Origin of the sequence: Dolichospermum heterosporum TAC447 (genome assembly GCF_024584745.1) — a bacterium.
Taxonomy (GTDB): Bacteria; Cyanobacteriota; Cyanobacteriia; order Cyanobacteriales; family Nostocaceae; genus Dolichospermum; species Dolichospermum heterosporum.
Map to the genome: position 1 here is coordinate 4,503,128 of NZ_CP099464.1, position 13,091 is coordinate 4,516,218.

At 41.6% G+C, this 13,091-nt stretch carries 9 protein-coding genes; 8 read left to right on the top strand and 1 reads right to left on the bottom strand.

The annotated features are described in order from the left end of the window. Positions 1–158: 158 nt before the first annotated feature. Positions 159–503, top strand: a complete 345-nt coding sequence (locus tag NG743_RS20390) for a hypothetical protein (RefSeq protein ID WP_257120778.1) — start codon at positions 159–161, stop codon at positions 501–503. Positions 504–584: 81 nt separating this feature from the next. After that, positions 585–1,550 (top strand): DNA polymerase III subunit delta, encoded by a 966-nt coding sequence (holA, locus tag NG743_RS20395; protein WP_257120779.1) that lies wholly within the window; start codon positions 585–587, stop codon positions 1,548–1,550. A gap of 312 nt (positions 1,551–1,862) precedes the next feature. On the opposite strand, the gene NG743_RS20400 is transcribed toward holA, so the two are convergent. Beyond that, on the bottom strand, positions 1,863–6,548 hold the full coding sequence (locus NG743_RS20400) for a glutamate synthase-related protein (protein WP_257120780.1): 4,686 nt from the start codon (positions 6,546–6,548) through the stop codon (positions 1,863–1,865). Positions 6,549–6,800: 252 nt separating this feature from the next. Between NG743_RS20400 and NG743_RS20405 the strand changes: the two genes are divergently transcribed. The 6 genes from NG743_RS20405 (at position 6,801) to rpsG (ending at position 12,989) form a co-directional block, all read left to right on the top strand. Continuing rightward, a complete protein-coding gene (locus NG743_RS20405; protein WP_257120781.1) occupies positions 6,801–6,974 on the top strand; it encodes a hypothetical protein in 174 nt (57 codons plus the stop codon). Between the two features lie 1,346 nt (positions 6,975–8,320). Further along, positions 8,321–10,174 (top strand): phosphodiester glycosidase family protein, encoded by a 1,854-nt coding sequence (locus tag NG743_RS20410; RefSeq protein ID WP_257122167.1) that lies wholly within the window; start codon positions 8,321–8,323, stop codon positions 10,172–10,174. 359 nt (positions 10,175–10,533) lie between these two features. Next, positions 10,534–10,950: a phosphomannose isomerase type II C-terminal cupin domain gene (locus NG743_RS20415; RefSeq protein WP_027402060.1), complete on the top strand. Its 417-nt coding sequence runs from the start codon at positions 10,534–10,536 to the stop codon at positions 10,948–10,950. A 159-nt stretch (positions 10,951–11,109) separates the two neighbouring features. Further along, the gene (locus tag NG743_RS20420) at positions 11,110–11,436 is read left to right on the top strand and encodes a HesB/IscA family protein (RefSeq protein WP_027402059.1); all 327 of its coding nucleotides are present in this window, start codon (positions 11,110–11,112) and stop codon (positions 11,434–11,436) included. A 307-nt stretch (positions 11,437–11,743) separates the two neighbouring features. Then, a complete protein-coding gene (gene rpsL, locus NG743_RS20425; protein WP_015078104.1) occupies positions 11,744–12,127 on the top strand; it encodes a 30S ribosomal protein S12 in 384 nt (127 codons plus the stop codon). Positions 12,128–12,518: 391 nt separating this feature from the next. Next, a complete protein-coding gene (gene rpsG, locus NG743_RS20430; protein ID WP_027402058.1) occupies positions 12,519–12,989 on the top strand; it encodes a 30S ribosomal protein S7 in 471 nt (156 codons plus the stop codon). The last annotated feature ends 102 nt before the right edge of the window (positions 12,990–13,091 follow it).

Sequence of the window (13,091 nt, forward strand, 5' to 3'; positions counted from 1 at the left end):
AGCGAAGATAGTCTGGAAACTATACTATATCTACATCTAGCTATAAGCCTACTATAATTTTGTCTGTATATAAAGCTAGAACCAGTCAAGGAGAAAAGTTTACAAAATGATTACGCGAATGTGATACAGTAAACTGTAGTTCCATATGAAATAGTATTATGTTTGAATATGTTATTGCACTAGAAGTTCCTACAGTACCAAGAGATGAGAATCTTGAAGAAGGAGAATATTGTTTACAAGAAATTGCTAAATATGAATTTGATCTAGGACTACGCGTAGGTGACAAAATTATAGTAAATTGGAAGTTGGGAGATCCGTCTGATAAAGTTTTTAGTTTTCAAGCATTGGTAAAACGAAGATTGCTTAAAGTAATTCCCTCTATAAACAGTCATGATAAAGATCGTTTTCGAGTACAAATAGAGATTGAGGCAATAGAAAAAGAACATATTGCTAGAGTGGCTGATATTATGAAGAGGTTAAACCCAGATTCATTTAAGGATTAGTTCTGCTTTCTCATTTAGTCAAATCTTAATATTGGTTTTAGAGCTTACGCTCAAGTAAGGCAATACAATTGCCTTACTACCATGCCAACATACTTATACTTTGGTGAAAACGAATTCTTCCTAACTCGCACCATCAAACAACTAAAAACCCACACTCTAGATCAACAATGGGCAAACTTTAACTATACAGAATACCCCCCAGAATCTAAAGAAACCATTCCTCAAGCATTATTTCATATCATGACACCACCAGTTGGGAGTGGAGGAAGATTAGTACATTTGCCCAACAGCACATTACTGGGAGTTTGTTCAAAAGAAATTTTGTTGCAGTTGGAGTCCATTCTCCCCAAAATTCCCTCAACAAATAGCCTCCTTATTACCAACACTCACAAACCTGACGCGAGAAATAAATCAGTCAAACTCCTACTGGAGTACGCACAGGTACAAGAATTTCCTCTCATTCCCCAATGGCAAACCCAAGCATTAATACAGCAAGCTCGGACTTTAGCTGACGAAGTAGGTGTAACACTCACTACCGATGCTTACAAAGTATTAATTGATTACACAGGCAATCATACACGACTGATATTCACCGAACTAGAAAAGCTCAAAACCTATGCCTTGGGTAAAACAGTCAACGGGGATATGGTGAAAGAATTAGTCTCAGAAAGTGCTGCTAATAGTTTACAACTAGCCAACGCCATTCGCTTGGGTAACATTGCTCAAGCATTAGAATTTGTTGAACGCTTAATTAACTGTAACGAACCCGCTTTAAAGATTACCGCTACCCTGACTACTACCTTTCGCACCTGGCTAACAGTCAAACAGATGATCATCACCGGGTGTCAAGACGACAATACAATAGCCCAACTTGCAGATGTGAAAAATCCCAAACGCTTGTATTACATCCGCCAAAAGGTTGCTAATTGTTGTGTAAACAGGCTGAAAAATAGTTTAAAAATGCTGTTAGAACTAGAGCTAATGCTCAAATCTGGTGTAGATGAAAAACTCGCCTTGCAAACTCAAATTATCAAACTTTGCTCGTAGTTACTACTTCTTGCAAATGCAATAGACACCTCGGAAATTTAACCTAAAAAGCTCCGGTTGTTGGAAGGAAATTAAATTTCTGGAGATGTCTAGTTATTAATTAAATCCTGCAAATCCTCAAATCCTGTACATCCTGATTCAGACAAAAAAGGATTAAAGGATAAACACAGACAAAGTTATTAATTAAATCCTGGAAATCCTCAAATCCTGGACATCCTGATTCAGACAAAAAAGGATTAAAGGATAAACAGGATAAAGTATTTAATTAAATCCTGCAAATCCTCAAATCTTGTAAATCCTGATTCAGACAAATTACACAGAACTCAATTGTTTTTCTGCTACTTTGGCTTCTGGACTATCAGATTCAGAAGGTGGTACTAATTGCCAGAATTTAGGTAAGTATGCTTCCCAATTAGCAATAATTTCCCCTGCCTTGGGTGAACCAGTTTTCCGGGCATGAGTTTGAATTAACTCATATAATTGTTTTGCACCTGCTTCACTGACAACCCGTTGCACCTTGACAATAGCGTGATTAACTAAGTCCGGGAAATTACCAGATTCATCAAGGAAATACGCTAAACCGCCTGTCATACCTGCACCCACGTTGCGGCCAGCTTTACCCAGAACCACAATTACACCACCAGTCATATACTCGCAGCAGTGATCACCAGCCCCTTCAATCACGGCTGTACCTTTAGAGTTCCGCACCGCAAACCGTTCTCCAGCCAAACCATTGGCAAATAACACCCCACCAGTCGCCCCATAAAGGCAGGTATTCCCTACAATCACGTTTTCTGCTGGGTTATAGGTGGCATTGGCTGGGGGCTTAATAATAATTTCCCCACCGTTCATGCCCTTACCAACATAGTCGTTTGCTTCCCCTACTAAGTTGAGAATCACACCATCCAGGTTAAATGCGCCGAAGCTTTGCCCCACACTTCCCTGGAAATTCAGGTTTATTTGCCCTGTAAAGCCGTTGTCACCGTATTTATGAGCGATCGCCCCAGTTAACCTCGCGCCGACCGTTCTATCAGTATTTACGACGGTAACGGTTTTACTAACTTCACCCTGATTCTGAATCGCGGCTTGAATATCTGCATCAGCTAGTAACTGATCATCTAAAACTGGTCCATTGCTGTGAACTTTTTCATGCACCAACCAACTACGATTAACTTTTGCATCTGGCAGCTTAGTTAAACAATCCAAATTCAAAGCTTGGGTTTTATTCAGTCTAACTTCAGAACGCACCGTTAATAAATCAGCGCGACCAATTACTTCTGATAAAGAACGATATCCCAATTTAGCTAACAGACTCCGCACCTCTTCCGCGATGAAGTAGAAGAAATTAACAACGTGTTCGGGAATGCCAGTAAACCGTTTCCGCATTTCTTCTTTTTGAGAAGCTATCCCCACAGGACAATTATTAGTGTGGCAAATCCGCGCCATAATGCAGCCTTCCGCAATCATAGCTATGGAACCGAACCCAAACTCCTCCGCCCCCATTAACGCCCCAATTAGGACATCCCAGCCGCTTTTCAGACCACCATCTACCCGCAAGATGACGCGATCGCGCAAGCTGTTTTCCATTAATACCCGATGTACTTCCGTTAACCCCAATTCCCAGGGACTACCAGCGTGTTTAATCGAAGAAAGGGGTGATGCACCTGTACCGCCATCATGTCCCGAAATTTGGATAATATCGGCGTTAGCTTTAGCCACACCCGCAGCAATTGTGCCAATCCCGATTTCTGCGACTAATTTCACCGAAACTTGGGCTTTAGGGTTAATTTGGTGCAAGTCAAAAATCAACTGGGCTAAGTCTTCAATGGAGTAGATATCATGGTGGGGTGGTGGTGAAATCAAAGTTACACCGGGTTTAGAACGGCGCAACATGGCAATATAGGGGCTTACCTTTGGTCCGGGTAGCTGTCCACCTTCTCCTGGTTTAGCACCTTGGGCAATTTTGATTTCTAGTTGTTGGGCTGTAGCTAAGTATTGGGGAGTAACGCCGAATCGTCCTGAGGCAATTTGTCTAATGGCACTTGCAGCCGTGTCACCATTTCTCAACCCATTGAGATGAGGCAGAGTAGGAGATTTACCAGCGGTATCCACATCATTTAAAACGTTGTAACGAACCGGATCTTCCCCACCTTCACCAGAATTAGATTTACCACCAATACGATTCATAGCGATCGCCAAAGTTTCATGTGCCTCCCGTGACAACGCCCCTAAAGACATTCCACCTGTACAGAAACGCTTAACAATATCATTAATTGACTCTACCTCTTCCAAAGGAATTGATGAGCGCTCGCTATGGAAATCTAGCAAATCACGCAACGCCGTCACCGGACGATTGTGCAGATGTTGCTTATAAACCTCATAATGGTCATACTGCTTACCATTGACAGCCTTATGCAGCGACTTCGCCAATTCTGGGCTATTCATGTGGTATTCACCACCGGGACGGTATTGGACAAAACCTAAGTTTTCCAACTTCTTCGCCGTCAATTCGGGGAAAGCCTTACTGTGGAAAGATAACACCTCTTGTGCTAATTCACTCACACTTAAACCACCAATCCGGGAAGTTGTTCCCCGGAAACCCAAAGCCAACAAATCACCACCAATCCCAATAGCTTCAAATATTTGCGCCGCTTGATAACTGGAAAGTAGGGAAATACCCATCTTCGAGAGGATTTTCAGCAAACCCGATTCTATAGCTTTGCGATAATTTTCTACGGCTTGATTTAAAGTCAGAGTGGCAATTTTGCCCCTAGTCATAAACTGCTGAGTTTTGGGTTCATGCCACCAAGCAGTTACAGTATCTAAAGCCATATAGGGACAAACCGCCCCCGCACCATAACCCAACAAACAGGCAAAATGATGGGTACTCCAACATTGGGCTGTATCCACAATTAAGGATGTTTTCATCCGTAACCCTTCACGGATTAAGTGATGGTGAACCGCACCAATAGCTAATAAAGGAGGAATATAGGTATATTCTGCCGCAATCCCTGTACCTGTTCTGTCACTTAATATGAGAATCTTCGCACCAGCCCGCACCGATTCCGCAGCTTGTTTTTGCAAAGATTCCACAGCCGTTTTTAAACCATCTGGTCCTGTGGCTATGGGAAATAAAGTTGACAATTCAGCCGTTGCAAATCCTGACAACTTAATAGTTTCTAACTCTGTTTGAGTCAGTACAGGAGACTCCAACTTGAGTCTGCGGGCGTATTCCGGTTTAGGTTCTAATAAATTCCCCTTTTCACCCAATTCCACCGTCAGAGACATCACCAACTTTTCCCGTAAAGGGTCAATCGCTGGATTAGTAACTTGGGCAAACCGCTGTTTAAAATAGTCATACAGCAAATGGGATTTTTCTGACAATACCGCTAAAGGAATATCATCTCCCATACAGAAAGTTGCTTCTGCACCCGTACTAGCCATAGGGTGAATCACCATTTCCACATCTTCTATGGTGTAGCCAAAGGCAATTTGCTGTTGCAATAAGACTTGTGAATCAATTTTGTCAGTTGTCCGTTGTCCGTTGTTTGTTGACAAATGCCCATTACCGTTACCATTGCCATTAACTACAGACTTACCCTTCACTAACTTACTCAATTCTTGGCGGTATTGTTGCAACCATTCGCCATAAGGATGTTGTTTAGCAATGCGCTGTTTAATCTCCCAGTTCTTGAGGATTTCTTGGGTGTTTAAATCCACCGCAATCATTTGTCCTGGACCGAGTCTACCTTTTTCGAGAATGTTTTCTTCTGGGAAATCTACAACTCCAGCTTCGGAGGCGACAACAATATAATCATCTTTGGTAATGACATAACGCGCAGGTCTTAAACCATTACGGTCTAATGTCGCTCCAACTTTTTTGCCATCGCTAAATACTAACAGCGCAGGTCCATCCCATGCTTCTTGCAAACCGCTGTAATATTCATAAAAATCCACAATTTCGGGATATTCAGCCAAGGAAGGTTGATTTTTATACGCTTCGGGAACCATCATCATTAACCCTTCTAAAGGGCTGCGTCCCGAACGCACCAACAACTCTAGTACATTATCTAATGTAGCAGAATCACTATTATCAATGTTGACCATTGGTTTGAGTTCGTCAAACCGATCTTTCCAAATCGGATGACTAAGGGTGGCTTCCCGTGCCATCATCCAATTAATATTCCCCAACAGGGTGTTAATTTCTCCGTTATGACCTAATAACCGCATTGGTTGGGCTAAAGGCCATTTAGGCATCGTATTGGTACTAAAGCGGCGATGATATACTGCAAATGCTACTTTAAAAGCCGGATTTTTTAGATCTTCGTAAAAATCCCCCAAGACAGCGGAACGCACCATGCCTTTATAAACAATTGTCCGGCTAGACAAGGAACAGACATAGAAATCTTCAGAAATTTTTCTGCCCGCTTGCATAATGCGGCGACGGGCAATATACAATTCTCTTTCTAGTTCATCACCGCTCTTATCAGCACAAGAAATTATAACCTGTTCTATTTGGGGTTGATTTTCTTTTGCTTGCATCCCTAATACTTCTGGACGCACCGGAACTACTCGCCAGCCCAGTATAGTTAATCTCTCCTCTGCTGCTATTTGTGCAAATGCAGCCTTAGCAGCTTTTGCGGCTGTTGCGTCTTGGGGAAAAAATATCATCCCCACAGCCATATTACTCAGCTTGGCAAAATCAATGCCATGATTCTTGTCTTGTGCCAATAATTCCCAAGGAATCGCTGTTAATATCCCCGCACCATCTCCAGAATCTTGGTCAGCACTACAACCCCCTCTATGTTCTAAGCAAGTTAAAGCAGTTAAGGCTTGATCCAAAATTTCATGACTGGCAATATTTTGACGATGGGTAATAAACCCGACTCCACAAGCATCCCTTTCTTCTACTAACCACTTTTGTCCTGGATATGTATCTGGAAAATTAGTATCTGACACTGTAATTTGCTGACCCTGATTCGATGGTTGATGATTCATACTCTATTCCTGAAATGTTGAGGTACAGATGTTGTTATTACTGCTAAAGGGAAATTTTCTCAGTTTTGGCACTGGATAAAAATACATAATTACCAAAGTTTAGAGATAACAATCTTAGCTTGACGTTTAACTAAAGCTGTGTTATCAATACCTATTTATTTTTTGTTTGTTTACAAGAATACTCGGTAATTTTCATCCCCGTCATCAATTATTACTCAATTTCTATTTTCTCTTGTCATAATTTAGCATTTTATGGATAATATTACCTATACAGGAAGCAATACTGCTCGGTTAAGCATGAAAAGTCATTATATGGTAGGTTGGGTTGTGGAACGTGAACGTTTGCGGAGCAATGGAACGAAACCCAACCTTATCAAGGATTTTCGTGGGTTTCCCTGTCACTCAACCCAACCTACATTTCCTTAACCGACAAGTATTGATACAAGAAGGGTAATCAACCTGTCTAAAAACCCAATTGCTGCCTAAATCGCAGACACTATACCTTGACAATTAAACGGCGGTTGCTCTACTTGGTGAGACCCCACCTCTGGTTTAGAAAACGCAAGGAATCTAAATCAAGTGGTTTCGGTGAACTAAGAATCTCACTGACTTTAGCCGCTGAGAGTGTCAATGCACTATATAAACAAACTACCCTAATCCACAAGGACTTGTAAATCCAACGGTTTTGAAGTTTGCAGTTTTTTTGCTCACGGCTTACACCATGCAAGCTATTCTTGTTCTTGGCTGATTACTGATAGCTCCCAAAAATTAGCCTATTTTCACTATATGCCCATTTGACAATTCCTAAAACATATCTATTTTTCCCTGTATTCTGGCTGTTTATTCATGACCAACCACAGGAACTTGAGATTTTAGATTCAAACCCCAAAACCTAAAATTTTAGAGATGAGGATAGGGTGTCCGAATTTCACCTTTAACCCCCAACAGTATCATAAGAATACCCGGTAAGTGGGAAACTCAGACACTTCAGTGCTGAGAGGGAAACGACTCGTGCGGTTTTAACCGCTGTGGATATTAAAATTGAAACCAGATTTTTGATTGGAACCTGGAAACCAACTCCCTTGCGGGGTAATGTTAGCTAGATGCCTCCGGCACGCTGGCGCGAACGACCTGTTATAAGAGCTTGCTTGAGCTGGCAACACTGTTTCAGTGACCTTAAAACTGTTTAATTGCCAGTGACAGAGCAGGGAACTAGCTACGCATTCGGTGGGTGTCGTGACTCAAATAACGGCTACCCTTAGACTAGGCTCAGGGTGGTCTGGTCAGTGCGGCTTGCTTGATTTCTCTTACAAGCTCAGTCCCTTTAGGGCTGGGTTACTGACAGCAGGCTCCAATTAATTTGTATTATTTAAGACAATTGCAGCTAGTATTTTTAGCATAGTAACTGCCTGCTACTCTGAATAAGAGACACAAACCCAAGATAAATAATATCACGAATATTTCTAAAAAAGGTAATTATTTTTTAAATTTTCTGATAAATTTTCGCTAGGCTGGGTTTTGATTGATAAGTAATCAATACCTTGTCCAAATTAGAAAAAGCCTTGATTTGTAGCGTGGGTTGAAGCATGAAACCCAACAAATGCCTTGGGTTGCGCTGTCGCTTAACCCAACCTACAGGAAATGGACAAGGTATTGGTAATGGGACAGAATTAATTACACAATTGATTTTTCTGTTCCCTGTTCCCTGTTCCCTCTCTCAACGAGTGAATTTAATTTTGTCCGACTACTTAACTTTTAAAAATACCCAGTCAATGATCTCGAAAATCCTAAATTCTGTATTACCGCTACTGTCAACAGCACTGTGTTTGACTGCTACTTATGGGGCATTTGCTCAAGATACTCCTAGTTTACTAACTCCCGTTCCCACTTCCGTTAGTGCTGGTAATCAAATTATTCTCAATGGACGGATTTTACCAGGAGCATGGTTACAACCAACAGCAACCACCATTAAAGGACAAACTTATCTAAGTGATGGTGCAGTTAAGCAATTAATAGGGATAGATTTACTCAATAGCAGTAATCCTGGCAAACAATCAGTACAGTGGTTTTCTGGCTTGACAAATCCCCTCATTTTTAACACGAATCTTAGCGGAGGATATCGTTATTTAGATATTACTCAATTAGCCCAAACAGCTAAATGGCAAATTCAAGCTAATGGTAACACTTTGGTAATTTCTACTCCCCCTTCTCAACTGAAAAACATTCGTCTGGGTAAACAACCAAAAGGAGATAGAGTTGTCCTCGATTTAGATATAGCGACCCCTTGGCAGATTCGACAGGAGTTACCAGTCAAAAAAGTAGTAGATCCTGATGAGATTATCTCTAAATCTACCACACCACCCAACAGAGAATGGACGCTTACCCTAGATGGTATTGCTGATCCGACTTTAATACAACGCTATAACTCTCAATCCACTACACCACCCATTCCCGCATCAATAATTCAAAAAGTGGAAGTAGTGAATAATCAAACAATTCTCCGTCTTAGTATTCCCTTTGGTCAGTCTCTACAAGTTAGCACTATTCCCCAACCCAATCGCTTAGTTATTGATATTCAACCTGATGCCATAGTGGAAAAAACTATTGCTTGGGCGCAGGGATTACAATGGCGACAGCAGTTGGTAACTTTAGGAACAGATCGCTTTCCTGTGGTTTGGTTAGATATTAACCCTCGGTCTGTGGGATTAAGTATTAAGCCTATAATTACTAATCCGCAAACATTAACTGGTACAGCCCCTTTAATCCAAACTGCTCAAAATTACTTAGCAGTAGCCGCAGTTAATGGTGGTTATTTTAACCGTAATAATAAATTACCTTTAGGCGCAATTAGGCGAGATAATCAGTGGATATCCGGTCCAATTCTTAACCGAGGAGCGATCGCTTGGAATAATAACGGACAATTTTACTTTGGTCGGCTCACCCTCACAGAAGCCTTAATTACGAACAATAATCAACGTCTACCCATTTCCTTACTTAATACTGGCTATGTCCAACGCGGTATCGCTCGTTATACTCCAATATGGGGAAATACTTATACACCTTTAGCTGATAATGAAACTATTGTAGTTGTCGAAAACAATCAAGTAAGCAATCAGTTAGCAGGAGGTAAAAGTGGTATAACTACCATTCCCATTCCCGAAAATGGTTATCTCCTCATCTTCCGCAATCAGACACCACAATTACCCATTGGGACAAAAGTTTCTCTTACCAGCACTACTACCACACCTGAATTTAGTCGCTACCCCCACATTATTGGTGCAGGTCCCCTATTAGTCCAAAATCGGCAAATAGTTCTAGATGGACCAGCAGAAACATTCAGCCCTGCTTTCATGACAAGTCAAGCAGTTCGCAGCAGTATTTGTACCACTTCCACAGGTAATCTTATGATTGCTGCTGTACATAGTCGGGCTGGTGGTGGTGGTCCAACTTTGGCAGAACAAGCAAAATTAATGCAAACAATGGGTTGTATTAATGCTTTAAATTTAGACGGTGGTAGTTCTACCAGTCTTTATTTAGGCGGTCAGTTACTTGACCGTTCTCCTAGTACAGCAGCCCGTGTTCACAATGGTATTGGTATTTTCATATCACCAAAAGTTCCTAAGTAGGTGAACCAAAATTCAGATAATCCATTATTTTTAGGACTTACGCACGCGTCGTTTTCGGCTTTGGGAATAACTTATTGAGTAGGGTGCGTCAGATAGAGGAAATCTATTTTTTACCAAATTATCGGGTCTGACGCACCCTACAAGAGATAAAATCCAAATTACATATTTAAGAAACTTTGTCAATGCGTAAGCCCTAATTTTTTTGATGAAGATTTTATGTAGACAGATTAGTTTCCGCCAGGGACTTTACCAGTCAATGGTGAGTTTTGCTATCTTTATCAAAGTGGCTAAATCTTGTCGCTTTTCCATCAACTGTTCTAACTAAAAACAGGTTTGTTATGTCTCCATCTGAGGTAACTATGGCTAAACTATCAGAAACTGCCCCAAATACTCTGACTCTGCAACCAACAATTAATGCTAGAAGTATTGCTGCTGGTGAATTACGTCCTTGGGGTTCTTTCACAGTCTTAGAAGAAGGGCGCGGATATAAAATTAAACGAATTGAAGTAAAGCCTGGACATCGCCTCAGTTTACAAATGCACCACCACCGCAGTGAACACTGGATTGTTGTTTCCGGTACAGCTAAAGTAGTTTGTGGCGACAAAGAAATCTTATTAAGCAATAATCAATCAACCTATGTCCCCCAATGTACAACCCATCGGTTAGAAAATCCCGGTGTGATTCCCTTGGTTTTAATTGAAGTCCAAAATGGCGAATATCTCGGAGAAGATGATATTATTCGCTATCAAGATGATTATGCCCGTTCGGAAAAGTAGACAGGGGGCAGGGAGCAGGGGGGCAGGGGGCAGGGGGCAGGGGCAGGGGGCAGGGGGCAGGGAGCAGGGGGCAGGGGAGAGAAATATTCTTTTGCAACGGACAACGGACAACGGACAACGGACAACTAACAACTGACAACTGACTAATAAGAAAATTCCATGATTCATTTCAGTCCAACAGCCATTAATGAAATCGGGCGCTTAAAATCTAAACAACCATCAGATACCTTATTTCGCTTGCGGGTCAAATCTGGAGGTTGTGCTGATTTGTTTTATGATCTGGCTTTTGACACAACAGTACAATCTCAAGATCAGGTTTTAGAGTTGCATGATATTCGCGTAATTATAGACCCAGAAAGCATAAATTACATTAATGGGTTATCAATAGATTATTCAGAAGATTTGATGGGTGGGGGTTTTCGCTTTCACAATCCTCAAGCAACATCAACCTGTAGTTGTGGTAATTCTTTCTCTATTAGTCAGTAGTCATTGGTCATTGGTCATTGGGAAAATTCTTTCTCCCCCCCTACTTCCCCTACTTCCCCTACTTCCCCTACTTCCCCTACTTCTCCTACTTCCCCTACTTCCCCTACTTCCCCTACTTCCCCTACTTCCCCTCCCCTACTTCCCCTACTTCCCCTACTTCCCCTACTTCCCCTACTTCCCCTACTTCCCCTACTTCCCCTACTTCCCCTGTTCCCTTCTAAAATTGATTGACAGAAAATCAGAAAAAAAGATATAATCAGGATTTGTTAAAACTTAGATCATAAAGCAGCTTCACGCGCTGTAACTCATGCCAACAATACAGCAGCTAATACGTAGTGAACGCGAACTAGCGCGTCAGAAAACCAAGTCCCCTGCTCTGAAGCAATGCCCGCAACGTCGAGGCGTTTGCACCAGAGTATACACAACTACACCTAAAAAGCCTAACTCAGCACTCCGTAAGGTAGCCAGGGTAAGACTTACCTCTGGATTTGAAGTAACAGCTTACATCCCAGGTATCGGTCATAACTTACAAGAACACTCCGTAGTTATGATTCGTGGTGGTCGGGTCAAAGACTTGCCCGGAGTTAGATACCACATTATTCGTGGCACATTAGATACAGCCGGAGTTAAAGACCGAAAACAAGGTCGTTCCAAATATGGAACTAAGCTCCCAAAAGCAGGTAAAAAATAGGTAAGTGGCGGTTAATCGCGTCAAATACGGTTAATCGTCCTACCTGCCAACTGCATGAAAACCAGCAGTAACGAATTTTTTTTAAGAAAATCAAACTGGATCTGGCATAAAAACAAGTTGTATGAGTTTGGAGAGGATAATCTTGTAAACGATAACAGCACTTTAATCTAAATTTTAACTAAATTTTAAAGTTGATTAAGTTGTCGTCTTCTGTGCCTGGTAGCAGATAATAAGTGAATTAATTCAGCCTTCTCTCAACTGATAGCGATAGCATGGCGCAAGCCAGAAAGGAAAATGCAGGAAAAATCAGCGGCTAATTAAACCGCTTTTAGTTTCCTGTGTTCTGATAGCATATAATTTCGTGGTCAAATTCCGTATTCAAGGATGAAGTATGTCTCGTCGTGGTGTTAGTCAAAGGCGCGCAGTCCCGCCTGACTCAGTGTATAATAGTCGCCTGATCAGCATGATGATGCGACGGATAATGCGTCATGGCAAAAAATCAATTGCCGCAAGAATAGTTTATGACGCTTTGAAAACTATTGAAGAACGCACTGGTGGAAGTCCATTAGAAACTTTTGAAAAAGCAGTGCGTAACGCTACACCATTAGTAGAAGTAAAAGCTCGCCGAGTAGGTGGAGCAACTTACCAAGTACCAATGGAAGTACGTACAGATCGTGGTACTACCCTAGCGTTGCGGTGGTTGGTACAGTATTCTCGCCAACGTCCAGGAAGAACTATGGCTGGGAGACTAGCTAATGAGTTAATGGATGCTGCAAATGAAACTGGTAGTGCTATTCGTAAGCGCGAAGAAACACATCGGATGGCGGAAGCAAACAAAGCGTTTGCACATTATCGTTACTAACTAGAAAAACGATATATCGTCTTCTCGTGTGCGGTATATCGTAGAATTTATAGCTAATGCCCAAAAAGGCAACTGCCTAGCTAGGCTAACAAAAAAAGACGG